Genomic DNA, 19,267 nt, shown 5'->3' with positions numbered 1-19,267 from the left:
CGGAGATGCCCTGTTCACGGCCTTCTGCAACCTGTAATAGCCGCCCTATCGGCGGTCCGGGCCCGTGTCACCGTCCACATGGGTAGGACTTCTGGCGTTGCGCATTCCGTGACGGATACAGTAGTTGAGCCGAACCGACTGGCTCCACACCGACTGGCACATCAACGCTGGGCGGAGCGTGCCATGACTTTCTCCACCAGTCCGACACGGGCGCCGCGATGAGGCTGCACGCGATCTCCCGCCTGGACGGCGGCAAACTCGACGGCATCCATCTACTGTGGTCGCCACCGTGGCCGACCGGTCATTCGCTGGACGGGTTCACGATCTACCGGCGCAACGCCCGCGGTGAGAAGGACCAGTTCTGCCTCAACCTGACCGCCGCTCAGCTGGCCGAAGCCCGCCAGCTCGGGCGGGTCTGGCTGCCCGACGCCGTGATCTGGGCGCAGTCCCGGGATCCGGACGACCCGAAGGCGCTGTGGACCTACCGCATCGAGTTGGTCCGGCGGCACAGCGTCGTCTGGATCACCTCGCCGCAGGCGCGGGCGGCGTTCGTCGGCACCGACGACGGGACGGTGGTGGCCGGTGCCGCGTTCCCCGGGCCCACCGTCATCCTGCGCGGCACCGACCTCGGCATCGTCTGGCTGGTCACCGGATTCGGCAAGGCGACCGCGCAGGTCTGCGGCGACGTCCCGGACGAGAAACAGTGGACCGGCCTCACCCCGATCGTGAAGAACCTGCAGGTGCCGTTCGGCTCGGTCAATGCCACGGTGCCGAGCGCCGCCGACGGCCGGGCGCTGGCCGACGGCCGGGCCGCGCCCGAGGTCATCGCGGGTAACTTCGGCGACGTCACCCGGTACGCAGATGCGGCGCTGCGCCGGCCCGGTGGTGTGCCGGCGATGCGCGTGATGTCCGAGAAACCGGGGGCCGGCGGCGACGACTGGGACGTCTCGCCCTACGGGCTGGCGGTTGCACCGACCCTGCTCGCGCCGTGGCGGCGGGGCTGGGGCCTGGCGCATCTGGACCGCGACTCGCTGACTCCCGGGCGTCGTTACGACTACCGGATCGTCGGCTCGGTGCCCCGTAGTGACCGGGACGAGCAGATGTTCGACCTGCACACGGTACCCCGCGGCTACCGGCTGCCACGCTCCTTCCGCTGGGGTGACGCGTCGGTGTGGACCGACCGGCCGTGCACGGTCGTCGCCGTGGAGACCTTCGGTGGTTCGCCGTCGACATTCCGCAAGGGGTTTGAACTCAAGCGCCTTCAGCTGGCGCTGGACAACCCGAGCCGGCGGGTGCTGTTCGAACTACAGGCCCGCGGGCAGGTGTCTGCCCGGGGATCGCGCAACGGCACGGTGGTCGCCTCGGTGTCGGCCACGAGCGACCGGCGCACCGTGCTCGACTTCGGCACCGCGGTCGACATGGTGGTGGTCGAGGGCGACCTGGCGGTGTCCGGCATTGTCCTGCGGCCACTCCACGCCGGGCTCAAGCCCGACGAACCGGTCACGGTCGAACAGAATATCTACGACATCGAGTACGGCCCGACGGCATCGCCCGACCCGCCCTCGATGATTCGGGCGACAAACCTGTCCGACCCGGCGCGTGCAGCGGCTCGCGGCGTGCTGGACACCGGCCGCGGGTTCGAGGTGGTCTGGGCCGCGCCGCCCTCGATCGACCCGGCCGCTCTGGCGTTCCTGCCACCGTCGGTGAGCGCCCCGCCGACCGAGGTCGCCTTTTACCTGCTCGATCGCAGCTGGGCGGGCCAGGCGTTCACGCCCGCCGACGGGGACGGCATGCAGGTTTCCGGCCGCAACGCGCCGACCGGTTCCGACACGCCGGCGTGGGGGATGAACCTGCTGGCCGCATTCCCGCCAGCCGGTGCGGCGCCGTCCTCCAACACCGGGCTCGTGCAGGTGACCGAGTTGTTCGAGGCGGACGTGCTGTCCTACGGCGAGAACGTCACCTACCGGGTGCGCTCGGTCGATGCGATCGGCCGCCCGTCCGGGCCCGCCGTCGCCGCGCCCGTTCCGCTGCGCACCTACGTTCGCCCGCCCGTGCCGACCACGCCACCGCTTGCCGCGCCGATCGACCCGCAGGTCGTTCCGCCCGCCGGCGTGCAGGTCACGCTTCTGCAGCACGGCGACCCCGACCTGACGGCGGCGCAGGCGGCCACCGCGGCCGGCGGCGACGTGGTCCTCCTGCGCTGGGGCTGGGGACCGGAGCAGCGCGAGCTCGCGCCCGATGTGGCCGAGTTCCGGGTCTACCGGCACGCCTCGGCGCTGACTGCGATCACCCTCACCCCCGCTGGCGTCCCGACCGCCGTCCCGGACGGCTGGAGCCTGCCGGTCGTCGCGAGCCGGCCGATCGCCGCCGACGAGTTCGCCGGGGTGAGCGTGGTGCTGGGCCTGGCGTACCGCGTTCTCGGACACCCGGCCGGCACCGCGGTGGCCCTCCGGCTCACGGCCAGCCCGGTGTCACCGGCGCAGTCGCCGGCACCCGGTCCACTGACGATCAACCGGACCACGTCGGCCGAGCTCGATCCGGAGTACTGGGATGACCGGGTCGACGTGGTGCCCCGAGCGGCACTGAGCGGGTCGGACGTCGAAGCCTACGAGCTGGTCCGACCGGCCGGCGTGGCCACGAGCGACACCGTGCCGCGGCAGCGGCTCGCGTTCGGGGTGACCGCCGCCGACGCCGAGTCCTATGTGCCCGACCGCCGGGCGGCAGTGGAGCCGGCGCCCCGGCCCGGCAACGAGTCGACGGTGGCCGCTCACGAGGTCACCGCCCGCTACTACGGCCGGCCCACGCTGGTGCCGGTGGACCTCGCCGACGTGCCCGCGCTGACGCTGCGCCGGCAAGCCGGCGACACCGTGCACGGGGTGCTCCGCCCGGCCGACTACGTGCCGGCCGGGGCTGCTCGGGTGTCCCGGATGCTGCTCGAACGGATCCCTGCGTCGGCGGTCCTCCCCCGGCTGCGGGTCGAGCCCGGGTCGATCTCGCTCGTCCGCGCGGACGGATCGATCGTCGCCTGGGCGCTCTCGCCGGCCGATCAGGCAGCGTTGCGAGCGGGGTACGCGGCCCGTCAGGTGCCCGACCGGTTCCTGGCCTACGCCGCCACCCGGCTGGACGGGCTGGACGAGGCGGCCGAGCGGCTCGGCGTACTGGATCCGTCGTCGTCGTTCGAAGACACTCTGCCCAACCGGCCGTCCCGCTGGCTCTACAGGCTGCGCACCGTGGACGCTGCCGGACGGCCCTCGGCGGCGGCCCAGATGCTCGGCGTGGTGATGCACGTGCCATCCCCGTCACGAGCGTTGGCACCGCTGCTGCTCGGACTCGACGTGGCCGCCGGGACCGCCACCATCCGGCTGGACTGCACGGACGTCGACGGCGACCCGTACGTGTTCGTCACGGCCGACAACTCGTTCGGCACGGCGACCGCGTCACTGGCGACGATCCGCAACCGGCCCGACCTCGCGCCGATCGACCGCCTGGTGGTGCGGGACGCGTCCGGCACCGTCGCGACCGCGGTGGCCGCTGTACGCGGCGCGGACAACCAGGCGTCGGCCACTGTCACGGTGCCGCCGGACGGGATGGTCCTGCACGTCTGGGCGCTGGCGGTGAGCGCTGACGGCGTCCCGTCCCGTCTGGCCGGTCCGCTGCACGCGGCGTCCAGGGAGATCTGATGCTCGTCTCACCGATCGCCGACGTCTCGGCCCTGACCTGGTCGCACACCACGGTGTCCGACCTGCCGCCGGGGCTGAGCCGACTCGCCCCGCCGTCCGGACCGGGCGCCGTCGGAACCCCGGCCCGGCCTGCCTGCGAACACCCTGCGCTTCTGGGCAGCGGGTTCGCGACCACGCTGCGGTTCCCGGGTTCCGGCCGCTGGTGGCACGCGCAGACCAGCGGCAGCACAGTGCACTGGCTGTGGGGCAGCGCGGCGGACGTCCTACAGTTCGGCACCCTGCGCACGCGGCTGCCGCTGGGCAACCCGGTCGTCGCGCTGCGCTTCACCGATGCCACCGATGCCTCCGCCGAGCAGGGGGACCCGCGGGGGGTGATGGGACAGGACCCGGTCATGCTGGCCGGCAACCCGGTCACGGTGATACAGCTGCGCCTGTTCGCACTCCTGCCCGCCGCTCCCGGCATGGACACCCTCTCGGTGCTGCGCTATCTGGCAGCTGCGTTCGACGCCGAAGGCCTGAGCTTCGGCACACCGACGTGGCAGGCGTTCGTAGCGACGATGGCGGGGCTGGCGGCACCGCTGCGGGTGCTCGAACCGGGCGGGAGCCCGGCCACCGGCCGCTCGATATCCGTAGCCGGCGGCGCGCCAGTGACCCTGAGCGCGGCCCACCTCGGCGACGCGGTGGCAGCGCTCGGCACTACCAGGGCCGGGCTCACCGGCGCCACGCTCGACGTGTCGGCCGGGGCTTCGCCGATCGCGAGCGCCGACGGCGCGGCTCACCCCGACGGTCGTGTTCCAGTCACCGAAGCAACCTCCACGATCAGCGTCGCATCGGTGGAGGACTGGTTGTCGCCGCAGCAGTCGGCCGCACTGAGCCGGTTCACGCGAGGGAACACCGTGCTGCCGTTCGTCGACGGGGTGGCGACCTACGCCGACCTGTTCGCTCAGGTCAACCGGGCCGTGACCGCCGGGGCGGAGGGCTCCTTCTACGTGACCGGTTACTCGCTGCAGCACGACGTGGTGCTCGGCCCGGCCGCCGCCGGAACGCGGCGACGGGTGGTCGACGTGGCCACCGACATGGCCGCGGCCGGTGGCGAGGCCCGGTTCCTCGCCTTGGAGATGCTCCAGCTCAATCCTGGCTGGGTGCGTGACGTGCAGACGGCCGCCCAGGTCACGGCGATCCTGCTGGCCCAGGCGGGGCTGGTCGCGACCGCCTTGCAGCCGGACGACACACTCAACAAGATCAGTTTCCTGCTGCACGCCGAGTTCCTGGCCGGGCTGGTGTTCTACGGCTCGACCGACCCGGAGGGGCTGCTCGAGAAGCTGTTCGAGCTCAACAAGGGCGCGATCCAGGCACTCGGCGCGATCGCCGGGGTCGAGGCCCATCTCGACCCGGTGGACGCCGAGGTGGACGACAACCCGCGGGCGGTGACCACGGGCGCACTCGCCTCGGTCGTGCTCGGCGCCACCCGGAAGTTCAGTGTGTTCCACCAGAAGATCCAGGTGGTCCGCACCGACGAGGGCGTGCACGCCTACTGCGGCGGGATCGACCTCAACGCCGACCGGCTGCAGACCCCGGGACACGGCTCCCGATCGCCGTTCCACGACGTGCACGCCCGGGTCGACGGCCCGGCCACCGCCGAGCTGGTGAAGACGTTCGCCGAGCGCTGGCAGCATGTCGCCGGCACGGCGCTGCGGCTGGACGCGCCGGGCGCGCTCGACCGCCTGCCCACCGGCGGGTCCGATGTAGTGCAGGTGGCGCGCACCTACTACCGTCCGCTGGCTGGATCCGGCCGGGGACTGCCTTATGCCCCGGCCGGGGAGAGCACGATCCTGGAAACGATGCTGGCGGCGATCGGCCGAGCCCGGCGGTACCTCTACCTCGAGGACCAGTACCTGACCCCGCCGCCCGCATTCGCCGACGCGCTCGTGGCGGCCGCCGCGCACGTGTCCGGTCCGCTGATCATCGCGATCCCGGCCAGCCCCGACCAGCCGTTCGGGATGCCCCGGCGGCAGGCGCTCATCGACGACCTGCGCGCGGCCTGGGGAGACCGGGTCAAAGTCGGCATCCTGCGCCGCAAGTTCTCGCACACGTCGACCTCGCGGGAGTCGTCGTCCGGCCGGCTCTGGCTGGCCGCGCCGGTGACCGCCGGCGCCAACGTGATCGAGGTCGCGCCGCCCGAGCGGGTTCCGGCGACGCCGTTCTGGCTCACCGTCGACGGCGAGGTGATGCGTGCGACCCACCAGGTCGCCGGATTCACCAGCCCGACAAGTGTCCGGCTCGACGTCGAGCGCTGGGAGGACACCCGGCTGTTCGATGCTGCCTCGGGCACCCCGCGGGCCGGGCACAAGGTGCGCGCCGCCGTGTCCAGCGGCTCGTTCCCGTCGATCTACGTCCACGCGAAGATGCTTCTCATCGACGACGCCTTCGCCGCCATCGGCTCGGCCAACTCCAACCGGCGCGGTTACTACTCCGACGGCGAGTGCAACGTCTTCGCGATGCGCGAGCAGGTCGTCGACGGCGACAACTGGATCCGGGAGCTGCGCATCGCGCTCTGGGCCGAACATCTGGGGCTGGCCCCGGAGTACGCCGCGGTCGCGCTCCGGGACCCGGCTGCGGGGCTGGCGCTTTTCGACCGCAAGTTCACCGTCGGCAGCCGGTTCACCCCCTTCGAAGCCCAGCCGTACGCCACGGAGTTGGCCCTCTCGGCCGAGTTCACCGACAAGACCTCGGCCCTGACCAGCCTGCTCTGGGACGCCACCTTCATCGCAGCGATCGGCGTCGAGATCGCCGGGGCGCAGTCGGACGACCTGTTCGCCACGTTCATCGACCCGAGCAGCCGGCTGGAGGCGCCGTGAGACTCAATGAGCTGTTCGCCGCCATCGCGTGGCCGGTCTCGGAGATCGACACCTCGTTCCCGCCGAGCACGACCGGCGCCGGGCTGGCCGCCCAGGCCACCGAGGCGATCGAGGTCGACGACGTGGTCACCGAGATCGGGCCGGACGGCACGGTCACCCTCACCGGCACCCTGTCGCTGGTGGCCGGAACGCCGCCGGCGCGTACCCGCTTGGTCAGTCACCTGTTCCCGTCGCTCGGCTTCATGTTCGTGCCGAAGGCCGACTGGACCTCCGCCTTCCGCGTCTCGATCGGCCCGGCCGGGGGCTCGACCGTGCAGATCGACGTGTTGCCGCTCGAGGTCGCGGTGCCGCCCGACCTGCTCGGCGCGCACCCCGACCCGGCCAAACAGGGCGCCGACGCGGGCGTGCAGCTCTCGACCGGCGCCGGCGACTCGGTGATCAGCCGGGACTTCTCGTTCCTGATCGACGCCGGCCAGATGATCCACCTCGAACCGCACCTGCCGATCTCGGTCGGACCGTGCTCGATCTTCGGTGCGCCGGCGATCGCGGTCCACGAGATCACGCTGATCTCCTCGATCGCGCAGGCGCGGGATCAGGTCGACTGGCTCCGCCGCGACCTCGACCAAGGCATGTTCGCGTTCCGCGGCGGCTCGCTCGGCTTCGGCGGGATCGAGCTCGACTTCGACGAGCCCGGAACCGTGCTGCGCGACCTGCGGCAGCGGATCCATCTCAACGAGCAGGCCGCGGTGGTCCTGGAGGACCTGGTCGTTCCGAGCGTGCTGTGGCCGCCGCTGCCGCAGCACGGCACGCTCGGCGTACGCCGGTCGCTGCAACCCGGCGAGACGCTCGACCACTATCTCAGCTTCGCCGACGCGCCGATCGTGGTGCCACTGGGCACGACGGGCCGCCACCTCTTCCTCAGTCGGCTGTTCTTCATCACGCCCGAGCAGGAGGCGGACTGGTGGACCGGCCTGACCCTGGAGGGCGGTCTGGCCTGGCCCGACAGCGGCCAGGCGACCCCGGGCGACTTCGAGCTGACCGTGGGTCTCGTCGACGGCGACGTGCTGCGAATCGGCTTCGAGCACACGCCGGCGGGGTCGCACATCCCGATCCTGCACCTCGACTTGTGGAAGATCACGGTCGACATCACCGGGGTCAAGACCGGCGTCTCGTTGCAGGAGCTGATGCGCCGCTCGCCGAGCCCGGGCGCCGCGATCCAGTTCCTCGTCACGATCGTGATCAAGGAGAAGCCCGGTCCCGGCGCCGGGGCGGCCGGCGCGGTGAAAGCGACCGCCGAGGACGGGCAACCGTTCGAGGCGGCCCTGGTCGACGTCGGATGGGACCGCGGCAAGCCGACCGGCAACATGGTCATGCCGCACGGCGCGCAGCTGCACCTGTCGACGTTCGTGCTCGAGGTGCACGAGATGGGACTGGCCTCCGAACACGGCGCCATCTACATGTCGATCTCCGGCGGGATCCGCCTCGGCATTGGCGCGTTCGAGGGCGGCGCGTGGTTCACCCGGCTGCGCGGCCGCTTCGCCGGCAATCCGGACGCGCCGGTGTTCCAGCTCGGCGGCATCGGCCTGGAGATCAAGGTCAAGAACGTCGTCGAGATCAGCGCGCACGGCATGTACCGCGACGACACCGCGCCGAACGGCACGCGGCTGCAGGAGCAGGGACTCGGCGGTGGGATCGTCGTCTACTGCGGCGACAACAAGTGGGGCCTGACCCTCGACCTGTACTGGGGAACCCGGACCCCGCCGGGCGGACCGGGCGACAAGTTCTTCCTGTTCCTGCTGGCGTTCTTCGGCGCAATCCCGATGGGCCCGGTCGAGCTGACCGGGGTCGAGGTCCTTTTCGCACACGGGCTGATGCCCAAGATCGACGCGAGCGACCGTCAGGCCGGCGAGTTGAAGTACTACTCCTGGCTCAAACGCGCCCGGCCGACGGCGCTGCCGGAGACCCGGGACCTGGACAGTGCGTGGACGCCGACCAAGGACGGCTGGGCGTTCGGGCTCGGCGCCGGTGTGTCGATCAGCGGCGCCGGCTCGGTGATCAAGATCAGGGCGTTCGGCGCGGGGTTCGACTCGCCGTCCGTGTCCGGGCTGATCATCGTGATAGAACTCCAGATGTTCGGCGCCGAGACGCCGATCGCGGTCGGTGTGTTCGAGTACGACTTCCGCCGCGACGCCTTCGTGCTGATGATCCAGCTGGACATCACGATCGACAAGATCGTCAAGAACTTCCCGAAGCACCTCAACCTGCGGCTCGGCGGGACGATCACCTTCGGCAACAAGCCCGGCCTCGTCGCGTTCGGCCGGCTCGCCAACCCGGACACGTGGATCGGCGGCAAGCTGCTGGTCAAGCTGTCCAAGGTGTTCGCGCTGACAATGCGAGCCGGCTTCTGCGTGGAATGGCAGGAGAACGAACACATCAGCGGCGGCCTGACCATCTCGCTCAAGGTCGTCGGGTCGATCGGGGTGATGGAGTTCCAGGGCTGGGGTGCGCTGGAGGCCATCCTCACGTACATGCTGACCGGGACGAACGACTTCGTCGCGAGGATCCGATTCGACGCCGGCATGGCCATCGTGCTCTTCGGGTTCATCCGGTTCGGCATCAGCATCGCGCTGCTCGCCGAGTGGCTCGCACACGTGCCGAACTACTTCGTGCTCCGGGTGACCTTCCGCTTCGAGACGCCGTGGTTCCTGCCGGACGTCTCGTACTCGATCGAGGTCACTCGCGGCAGCCTGGCCCCGTCGGCGCGCGCCGTGACCACGAGCCCGCTGACCCAGGCCGGCTCGCAGGCCCTCACCGGTTCGAGCCCGGCCCGCGTACAGCGCGCCGACGGCCGGGCCGGCGGCGAACCGACCGCGCTCACGTCGGTCGACGATCTCGCCGGGGCAACCGGCGCCTGGCAGGGCAGCGCCGCACCGGTCCCGCTGGACGCGACGATCGAGGTCGATTTCTCCGTGATGCTTGTCGACGCGCTCGGGATCGGGGCGACGAATCCCGATCTCGGCCTACAAGTGTCAGGGGACGGCTCACTGGCGCTGACCACCCGCTACACCCTGACCCGGCTGATCATGCGGCGGCGACCGTTATCGGGCGGCGCATGGCAGACTGTCGAAGATCTGACCTCGTCGGCGTCGACCCGCAACTTCCGCTGGACGTGGGCTCAGGACACCCGGGTGGGCGGCCAGGTCGCGCCGAAGCGGCTGCTGCTCAACGGGCGTACGCCGTTCACGGTGGGGGTGAACGTCCCGATCGCCGATGCCGAGATCCTCGACGACAACCCGAATTACCCGTGCTGTCAGGTGCGTCGGCCCGACGTCGCGCGGTTCGACTTCGACCCGGAGCCACGCGGTCCGCTCCCGGCCGGATTCAGTCGGGATTTCCGTTACGAGGATCGCGGCACGACGGCACCGGTCCGGATGCACGGCGCCCCCTGCGCGGTGGTTCTGCCCACCGCGGCCGGGTCGACCGCGGGCCGGGTCGGCTCATTCGCCGCCACCGGCACGATCTTCACCGCGTCGGCGTCCGAGGACCTTGCGGCGGCGATCGTCCGGGTCGCGGTGACCAGCAAGGACAAGGTACGGCTGGCGCTGGTCACGCTGGACCGCAACGGGCGTGAGGTGGACCGGCAGCAGGTCACCACCGGTGCGGTCGCGTTCCAGGAGTTCGCGATCGACCCGGGCGCGCCGTTCGCGACCGTGTTCCTGGCAGTCGAGACGATCAAGGAGGAGGGCCCACAGGCGCCGGTCACGCCCGCTACCGTCCTGCTCGACGCCGTCGAGTGCATCACCGTGGCCGACCGCGACCGGTTCGAGCGGGAGAGCGACATCTGCTCGCGCGAGAGCGGCGGCGGCACCCCACCGACGGTCACCTTCCTGGCCCGCCACGCGTACGAGATCACCCTCACCACCGACGTCGCGATCAAGCACTCGGTGACCGAGTGGGAATCCAGCACCGTCACCGAGAAGGTCGCCTTCACCACGGCCGGCCCGCCCGGGCTGAACGCCGCACCCGAGCCGGGCCTCGAGCTCGAGCCGTACGTGGTCAGCCGGGCCCCGGGCGGTCGCGGCCTGACCTACTGCGAGGAGTCGGTGCATCTGGTGCTGTCCGAGGCGCTGAGCATCTTCGGTCCCGGGTCCGGCATGACCGAGGCGGCGCTCCGGCTCCCGGTGGCGATCGCGGTCGAGTCCGCCTTCGACGCCAACCCGCAGGCGCACGTGGGCAAGACGTCCCGTACGTCGGCGGACTGGTTCCTCACCCACCGGGGCGAGGCCGATCCGTTCGTGCGGCCCTCCCGGCACGACTACGTGCCGGCCGTGTCGAAGGACGCCGCAGTGCTGCGCTACCTGCGGCTCGCCGAGGCATCGGCGGGCACCTGCCCTGTGCAGGACGTCGAGCAGCTGCCGCGGGTCGGCATCGAACCGTTCGACCCAACCGGCCGGTCGCTGTGGGAACCTGGCGCGTCCTACGTCGCGGTGATGCGGCTCGCCGACAGCCCAGTGGTAGAGCGGACGGTGTTCGAGGACGCCGATCTGACCGCGTTCACCGCGGTGTCCGGCTCGTGGCAGGTCACCGCCGGCGCGCTCACGGCGGCAGAGGCCAGCACCGGCGCGTTCGGCGAGACGACCTGGGATCTCTACCGAGTGGAGCTGCAAGGATCGATCGACCAGGGCGGCGCGATCGGCGTCGTGGTGCTGGCCGGCGGACCCGTCACGGACGCCGTGCACGCGGCCGTCGTCCGCGCGAGGGACAACTCCGTCTCCCTGGTGGCCCGCAACGGCGCCGGGACCCTGCTCGGCACCGTCCCACTGCCCGCGACCGGCCAGAGCAGCACGCTGACCGTCGATGTGTTCGCCGATGTCATCCGGGCGCGGTGCGGGGACGCCGTGCTCGACTTCCCCCGCGGCAACCGCGGCACCGGTTCGTGCGTACTCACCTCGTCCCACTCCCGGGTCACCTCGCTCCGCGTGCACGGCGTCGACATGTACCGCCGGCCGTTCCGCACCAGCCGGTACGAAGGCTTCGCCGAGCATGTGGCCAGCTGCACCGGCGTCGAACGGCACCACACGGGCAGCGCCGCCGAACCGCTCGCAACGCTGCTCGCCCGGATCACCGGCGCGGCCGCCTCCGCAATGACACCAACCGCCGCCGCGGCCGATCGCGAACGATGCTTCGCCGATGCGGCCGCCGCCCTCGCCGTGCCACTGCGCGAGGACAGCGACCGGCTGCACATCACCCTGATGTCCGGCGGCACCGACCGCTGGCTGCTGCTCGAGTCACCCGAGCCCATGGACTTCACCGAGGAGATCACGCTGCGGCTGCTGCGCCGGGAGGTGCACGAGGCGCTCACCGCCGCCGACAAGGCGCGGCTGGGCCCGCTGATCGAGGCCCCGCTGCAGATCCCGCCGACCGGCCCGCAACGCCCCGCGGGCTGGGCTACCGGTGCGCGTCGGCTCGTGATCCCGACCCGCTCGTTCGGCATCCTGGACGGTCCCAGCGCGCGCGAGTCCGTCTACCGCGCTTCGCTGGACGGCAAGTTCCTCACAGTTGTCGAGCTCGCCACCGGGGCCACGGCCAAGTTCAAGGCGCCCGCGCTCACTCCGGCCGACCGTGCGCTGCTGCAGGACGTGTTCGTCGTCCTGAACGGCGCACTCCGCATCATCGCCTGGCAGGTGCCGACGAGCACGCAGTGGATCCCGGAAACGGCCACCGTGCTGCAGGACGCGCCGGGCCTGCACACCCTGGTCCTGCCGGCGACGTCACTCGCCGACGGGGTCTATCGGCTCGATCTGTCACTGACCCGGCGCTGGTTCGACACCACAGACCCGCTCGGACCCGACAACGCCTACCTCGACGAGGCCTCGGTGGAGGTGCTGGTGACCTGAGTATGGTCCTGACGGAAAATCAACGGACGTGACTTACCAGGGCAAACGTGGTCGAGGTGGCAGAGCCGGAGCGGTCGACCTTGGCGGTGTCAGGGATGGGTTCGAAGGCCCGGGACTCCCGAAGCTGCGGCGAGCCGCAAGATAGCCGATCATCCGAGTTCGTAGATGTACAACGGGTCGTTGGTCGATGCACAGGCGGTGTCGCCACCCTCAACACATCCAGCGACACCAGGCAGGCCGTGGGGGTGTCCGTGTTCGCCGCGATGCTGATCGTGCGCTCCCTGCCTCCGACGAAGTAGCCGCGCCTGCCCAGGGCCCGGATCCGTGGCGGTTCCGGGCCCTGGCACCTCGAAATCACTTGGCACGATCACCGGGGGCAGAAGCTCTTCCGCCACCTGGACCTCGCCCGGGTCGAGATGGCGACGCGGGCCAAGGGCCAAGCGCGTCCTGGTCCCTGCGGCCTGACACCCCATCAAAGTGCCGCGAGGCGCGGCCACCAGTTGGAATGGGCGCAGGTCTACTTCCGAGAGCCGCTGGCGGGAGGCTACTTGCTCTCCGCTGAGCGCCTGGCTTCGAATCTCACGGATTCCGCAGCGCGGACCCTAGCCATGCAGCAGGTAATTGAGGGCCTGGTCCAGGCCGCCATTGGTGTTGCCCAGAGTGAGCAGGCCGTGCCGCTGGACAATGGCGTGCAAGGAACGGGGTCCCAGCAGGCTCCTCGGCCGTCACGGGTAGTGAGCGGGAGTTGTCAAGCAGGGGCATCGAGCTGGAGTTCCCGTGGCGCAGGGCGTCCTCGGGCGGAGGGAAAACACTGATTTCCTACTCAGAGCTCACGATTCTGCGCTTAGATTGCCTGATGCGAAGATTCTCATCAATCAGACCCAGTCACACCTTGGTAACGGTTCGCCTGTACATTCTCTTTAGGTTGACGGGCCGGACACGAGGCCTCTTTATCGCGCCCCCTAGGGTTAAAAGCCGTGCCCGGCATATTTTTATTGCGATTGCGGCGACAATCGGAGTAACCCTCTCGGTCACGCTGGGCACGTGGAGTGCGACCGCTAACTGGTTTAACGAGCACATCGGGGTCGACCTGAGCGGCCTAAAGCCGGATGCTAAAGCTGCCGCCCAAGGGCAGCTGCGACTTGCGGTCATCCAGTCAGCGGTGGCAGTGGGCGCCCTGTTGGCCCTCATTTACACCGCTCGCACCTATCGTCTGACACGGCGCGGGCAAGTGACCGATCGGTTCACCAAAGCACTGGAACGCCTTAGTTCAGAAAAGGAGTATGTGCGAGTCGGTGGAATTCTCGCATTGGTTCAGATTCTGCATGACGCACCGGACCAGAGCGAGGATGCCCAAACGGTGCTTCAAAACTATTTGGTGAATCATACGCCCGAGGCTCCTGCCGAGTGGCCCGACGTCGAAGCGTCTACGACATCTCTACCTCCCGAAGTGCAGACAGCGGTCGATGCCCTGGGCACAGCCACAAGGCGTGCCGACTTTCGGCTCCGCCTGCCTAATCGGACTCTAACCGGGCTGACTCTGCAGGAGATCCAACTTGTGAGCGCCGATCTTTCGGGATCTGATTTCAGAAGGGCAGATCTACAGGGGGCAAACCTGTGGGGCGCCAACTTGCTTCAGGCAGATCTCCGAAGATGCGAACTTCGCCACGCACTATTCATCAATGCAACACTACGCGGAGCGCAACTCCAGCAAAGCCAAATAAGCCACACTTCCTTTGCGGGCGCCCTGTTGAAACATGCGGCATTCTCCGACGATAAGACCTTCTGGTCAGCCGAAGGAACAAGTTTCCGTCACGCCAATCTGACCGGCGCAATAATGATAAATTTCCATTTCGTGGATTGCGATTTCCGGGACACCGACCTCGGTGGAGCTGATCTGAGAGGAGTGACTTTTGAGCGATGCCGCCTGACGGGGGCTGACCTGTCAGGTGCAGAATTGCGCGGCGCAGACTTAAGAGGAGCGATGGGGCTTACCCGGGCTCAGTTGGAGGGGGCAAGAACTGACACCCGCACACAGGTGCCGTCGGATCTTGTCGGGCTGCTCGGCGCCCCATCACCACCCGACTGAGCCGGGTGACGATGGCCCCCTCAGGACCGGTGGCCCCAGCGGGGGACCTGAACGGTGAGCACGGGACGCAGGGACAGGCCGCGCAGCGCGAACAGTGACAGGCCGAGTACGAAACACTTTCATGTCTGCATGAGTGGTGGGGAGTTGGCCGACTCTAGACCTCACATGGCTGAGACTCGCCCGCGATGGGCCGGGGGGGGAGGAGGCTACGGTTCTGGGTGAGGAGACACTGACGGAGTAGCGTACGCCTGCGGCGCCGCTCTCTCGAAGGGCCGGCCGACAGGCGCCCATGGCTTCGGCCGCAGTGCCTCCTGGGACAGGAGCCTTCCGACGGCACATGCTTCGGTCTGGGACACCACACCAGGGCCTGTTGCGAAAGCGGCGGCGGCTGCTTGTGTGAGTGCTGATGCGGCCGACTGCTACGTTCCGGAGCCATGACCGACAGCGTGTATGTGGGCAATGCGGGCAGCGATGCGGCTTTGGACCGGGGATGGCTGCTGGGGCACTTCAAGGCCCCCTCCGATCCTCGGCACAGCGAGGACGTAGAGATCAAATGGGGCATCCATCCGCAGGGCGATGAGCGGCCTCAGTGGGTCACTGGCGAGGAACGCACCGCCCTGCTGGTCCTGATCAGCGGGCGCTTCCGGGTGGAACTGCCCGGACGCAGCGTTCTCCTGGCCCGGCAAGGGGACTACGTCGTGTGGGGCCAAGGCGTCGATCACTCCTGGTTCGCGGAGGAGGAGTCCGTGGTGCTGACGGTTCGCTGGCCCTCCGTCCCCGGCTACAAGGTGACCGATGAGGATGACTCCGCTGCTGGTCATAGTCATTCATTCAGGACCGCGACCGACACCGTGACCTCGTAACGGACGCCCAACTTGTCCTAACGGGCGGCCATCGCACAGTGGCGCTTGAGGCGAATGGTCCCGCATTCGACCGCACGGCGTTCGCGGCAGTCGAACCTCGGCGGACGACCGCCGCGAGAGCCGAGATTCCTCCGGTTGTGAACCCGGTCCAGCAGGACGGGGATCGTTGCGTCGATCTCGGAAGCCCGCCGGTCGACGGCGTCTTCTCACACGCAGCGCGCCCCCACCTTGACGCGAGGGCTCGCTGCGTTTTCCTGGGTTGCCTTCTCAGGGCAGTCAGCGCGGTCGCTAACGCACCTCACCCGCGCAGGGGCCGCCTGGGAGGGGCACGGAAATCATGACTACCCCTTCTGGGACCGGGCAGGCGAGGCGACCTGGAAGGAACTTCAATCGTGGCGACCAGCCGCACCGCGCACCAGGGCGGTCGGAGCCCGCTCTCCCGCAGGGGAGCCGCCTGCGGGCCCCGGCCCTCGTCCTTGCGACAGTTTCGAGTTGAGGGTGAACTCCCTCACGCCCCAAGGCCGCGAGGACGATCCCGCGCGAGGACACCTGCGTCCGAGGGGAGAAACGCGGATCCTCGCACCTGCGGCCGCCGTCATAGACAACCAGGGCGGCGGCCGCCACTTCTACTCTCCCAGCCACACGTCCATTTGGCCCTGCACGGTGCCGAGTGGCTGATTCTGGTCAGCCCAGCCCCGTACTGCCTGACATGCAGTCACAACTCAACCACAGCCAGGGCCGGGGACCATCACGAGCACCGCCACCGGCACCATGACCACCCGCACCCGGACCATCCACTCGGCCGCCCCCTTCGCAGGCGTCCCAGCTTGCCCCGCCGGAGCTACGTTCCCTCCCCGACCTGAAGTCCGGGGAATCCACGAGGGAACGCCCCGGATGAGCGAGGGGTTCGATGAGTAGACGCTCCTTCAGCGAAGCAACCCACGTACCGAAGCGTGCGGCATTGATCCTCGCCGAGCCTTTTCCAGCCGTCGAGGCTTACGCCTGGCTGTACGAAGGGCACATGCGTCAGCGGATCCAGGAGGCGGGGCTGATGGTGTCTGAGGCGGTGACCGCTGCTCTGGACTGACCACCTCCCCCGGCGCCGTGCAACGCACGTGCCGTAGGCCGCAGCACGCAGGAGCGCAAGAGGTCAGCACGGCAGACGCTGGGGGCGAGCTCAGTGTTGCGCGACAACTCTCAGGCACGCGCACGGACTGCCGGCGCTCACGGCGTCGGCGGAACCACGCCCACACGAGCGAAGCGGTGCTAACCGGATTCATCACATGGGAATCACCGTACAGCCTCCGGCCTTTGGGTCGGGCATGACTTCTCTCCGGCTCGGGCGCAACGGCCCTATCGACATGGCGTGACAGTGCCGGTCACGAGGATGCGCGTGCGCCATCTGCCTGGAACGGCGCGCGCAGCCCGTTCGTCACCAGGGCACCTCTCCCTCGTCATCGAAGAAGCGTCCGGTCGGCTCGTGGCCCTCCACGGTGGCCAGCCGGATCGCGGCGGCTGCGCCTTGCTGCGGGGTGCGCACTCCCTGAAAGCCGTTCAGGTCGGTCGCGGTGTAGCCGGGGCAGACGGCGTTGATCAGGATGTGCGTGTCGGCCAGTTCCTTGGCGTACTGCACGGTGACGGCGTTCAGGAATGTCTTCGACGGAGAGTATGCGACGGAGATGGGGCCCGTTTCGGCGCCTGGTGTGGTCTGGCGTGTGAGGGAGCCGACGCTGCTGGAGACGTTCACGATCCGCGGCGCCGGCGAGCGGCGCAACAGCGGCAGCAGGGCGTTGGTGACGCGGATGACGCCGATCACGTTGGTCTCCACCGCCGCCCGTACACGGTCGACGTCGACCGTGGTGGGCTGCTGCGGCATTCCGCCGGTGATGCCGGCGTTGTTGACGAGCGCATCCAGCCGCCCGGTCCGCTCCTCGATCAGCCGGGCCGCCGTGATCACGCTCGCGTCGTCGGTCACGTCCAGCGGCACGCCGAACACGTCGGCGCCGGCCGCGCGGAGCTTGTCCACGGCGGCCTCGCGCCGTTCCTCGTTCCGCGCACCGACCCCGACCGTCCAGCCGAGGGCGCCGAGCCCGGCCGCAATCTCGTACCCAATGCCCTTGTTGGCCCCGGTCACCAACGCGACCTTGGGGTGGTTCACGGTGTTCGTCTCAGTCATGACACCGATGTTTCTCCCCCGTCGGGCAGGGCGTCCAAGACCAACTGGGTGGGCGGCGATACCGCCTGGGTATCACTCCTGAGCAGCCCGGTTAGGCTGGCGGCGTGGAGACACGTGAGTTGCGGTACTTCGTCGCGGTCGCCGAGGAGCTGCACTTCGGCCGGGCCGCACAGCGGCTCGGCATCGCCCAGCCCCCGCTGTCACGGGCGATAGCCGGGCTCGAACGACGCCTGGGCGCCCCCCTGTTGGAGCGAGGCAGCCGGGGCGTCGCCCTGACCGAGTCCGGGACGGTGCTGCTGCGGGAGGCGCGGGCGGCGCTGGACGCCATCGAGGCCGCAGAACGCCGCACCCGCCGAGCCGCGCTCGCGGCAACAGGCCGCCCCGCCGTGCTCCTGGCCGCGAAGGCGGGTGCGTCCGATGAATTGCTGGCCAAACTGCTCGGCGTCTACGCCGCCGAGCCCGGCGCCGTCGCCGTCGACGTCGTGCTGTGCGGTCCGGGCGAACAGGTGACGTTGCTGTGCACCGGCCGGGCTGACGTAGCCCTGCTGCACCGGCCCTTCGACGACACGGCCGGCTTCGACACCGAGGACCTGCACTCCGAGGGCCAAGTCGCACTCCTCCCTGCGGGCCATCCCCTCAGTACCCGGTCCCACCTGCGGCTCGCCGAGGTCACCGCCATCCCCGACCTGCCCCTGCCCCGCTGGCCCCGCCCCGACGGCACCTTCCCGGACGGACCCGGACCGCAGGTGCGCGACCACACGCAGCTCACCCAGCTCATCGCCCTCGGCCGCGCATGCGCGATCGTCCCGGAATCAGGCCGCACGGGCCTGCGCAGCGGCCTCACCGCCGTACCGGTCACCGACGCCCCCCGCGTCACCACGGTCATCGCCTGGCCCCCACACAGCCGTTCCACGGCGGTCGCGGAACTCGTCCGCGCAGCCACCGCCCTGTAGCCGACGGGTGTGAACGCCGGGGCATTGTGCCCGATTTCAGGGCCAGCATCCAACTCCCGGCACACGCTGCGGTACGAAGCGAAAGCGCAGCACCAGCTTCCCCCAACTATCAGACTGCGGAAGTCGCTGACCCGCTGAGCGCATCCGCCTTGCGTGCCACAGTCATGCGACTGTCTCTCCCCGCCGGCTCCGACGTCCATATGTCCAGGGGGTGTCCTCCGACCACAACGGACAACACACATCCCGATCCAGACTGCGCTACGCCCCCGGCTCGGCGGCGGGCTGCCACAGTTCGATCCGATGGCCCTCGGGATCGGTGACCCAGCCGAACCGTCCGACACCGTCCATGTCCTGAGTCTCGGCAGCCACATCCGCTCCCTTGGCGCGCAGTTGCGCAAGCATCGCATCCAGGTCGCGGACCCGGAAGTTGAGCATGGACTGCTGGGCACGGGATCCGAAGTAGTCGGTCTCGGAGTCGAACGCCGCGAACACCGTCGGCCCGGCTTCCGGATGCCACAGCCCGTGCTCGTCGGTGTCCAGGCCCAGACAGTCGCGATACCACGCGCTCAGGGCCGCCGGGTCGGCGGCGCGCCTGAAGTATCCGCCGATTCCAAGTACACGTTCCATGCGGCCATGGTGGCAGGGCCGGCATCGAGCGGGCCGGTGCCACGCCCTCGCCCGGTCCCCGGTACTCGCCGGGTGTCCTGACCCGCCCGCGGGGACCGCGAGGCCGGACTCCTGTCCGGCCCAG

General features: G+C 69.6%; 9 protein-coding genes. 7 read left to right on the top strand and 2 right to left on the bottom strand.

What is annotated here, in order from left to right; translation table 11 throughout:
- Positions 1–218 precede the first annotated feature (218 nt).
- The 6 genes from IQ210_RS32055 (at position 219) to IQ210_RS32030 (ending at position 16,474) form a co-directional block, all read left to right on the top strand.
- Positions 219–3,680, top strand: coding sequence for a hypothetical protein (locus tag IQ210_RS32055; RefSeq protein WP_194082659.1), 3,462 nt, complete (start codon positions 219–221; stop codon positions 3,678–3,680).
- Positions 3,680–6,538 (top strand): phospholipase D-like domain-containing protein, encoded by a 2,859-nt coding sequence (locus IQ210_RS32050; RefSeq protein WP_194082658.1) that lies wholly within the window; start codon positions 3,680–3,682, stop codon positions 6,536–6,538. The genes IQ210_RS32055 and IQ210_RS32050 overlap by 1 nt, the downstream gene beginning before the upstream one ends.
- Positions 6,535–12,435 (top strand): hypothetical protein, encoded by a 5,901-nt coding sequence (locus IQ210_RS32045; RefSeq protein WP_194082657.1) that lies wholly within the window; start codon positions 6,535–6,537, stop codon positions 12,433–12,435. Before IQ210_RS32050 ends, IQ210_RS32045 begins: the two co-directional genes overlap by 4 nt.
- A 925-nt stretch (positions 12,436–13,360) precedes the next feature.
- Complete coding sequence (locus IQ210_RS32040) at positions 13,361–14,524, top strand: pentapeptide repeat-containing protein (RefSeq protein ID WP_194082656.1); 1,164 nt, start codon at positions 13,361–13,363, stop codon at positions 14,522–14,524.
- A gap of 434 nt (positions 14,525–14,958) precedes the next feature.
- Positions 14,959–15,387 (top strand): cupin domain-containing protein, encoded by a 429-nt coding sequence (locus IQ210_RS32035; protein ID WP_194082655.1) that lies wholly within the window; start codon positions 14,959–14,961, stop codon positions 15,385–15,387.
- 910 nt (positions 15,388–16,297) lie between these two features.
- Complete coding sequence (locus IQ210_RS32030; RefSeq protein ID WP_194082654.1) at positions 16,298–16,474, top strand: hypothetical protein; 177 nt, start codon at positions 16,298–16,300, stop codon at positions 16,472–16,474.
- A 345-nt stretch (positions 16,475–16,819) separates the two neighbouring features.
- Here the strand turns inward: IQ210_RS32030 and IQ210_RS32025 are convergent, their stop codons facing one another.
- A complete protein-coding gene (locus IQ210_RS32025) occupies positions 16,820–17,563 on the bottom strand; it encodes an SDR family oxidoreductase (RefSeq protein WP_194082653.1) in 744 nt (247 codons plus the stop codon).
- Between the two features lie 104 nt (positions 17,564–17,667).
- Here IQ210_RS32025 and IQ210_RS32020 point away from each other — a divergent pair, with 104 nt between their 5' ends.
- Complete coding sequence (locus IQ210_RS32020) at positions 17,668–18,516, top strand: LysR family transcriptional regulator (protein ID WP_194082652.1); 849 nt, start codon at positions 17,668–17,670, stop codon at positions 18,514–18,516.
- A 258-nt stretch (positions 18,517–18,774) separates the two neighbouring features.
- On the opposite strand, the gene IQ210_RS32015 is transcribed toward IQ210_RS32020, so the two are convergent.
- A complete protein-coding gene (locus tag IQ210_RS32015; RefSeq protein WP_194082651.1) occupies positions 18,775–19,143 on the bottom strand; it encodes a VOC family protein in 369 nt (122 codons plus the stop codon).
- Between the last annotated feature and the right edge of the window lie 124 nt (positions 19,144–19,267).

It is taken from the genome of Streptomyces justiciae, from assembly GCF_015163075.1.
GTDB classification, from domain to species: Bacteria; Actinomycetota; Actinomycetes; order Streptomycetales; family Streptomycetaceae; genus Streptomyces; species Streptomyces justiciae.
Note: the sequence above shows the minus strand (reverse complement) of the source record. Positions and strands in the feature narration are given on the sequence as shown.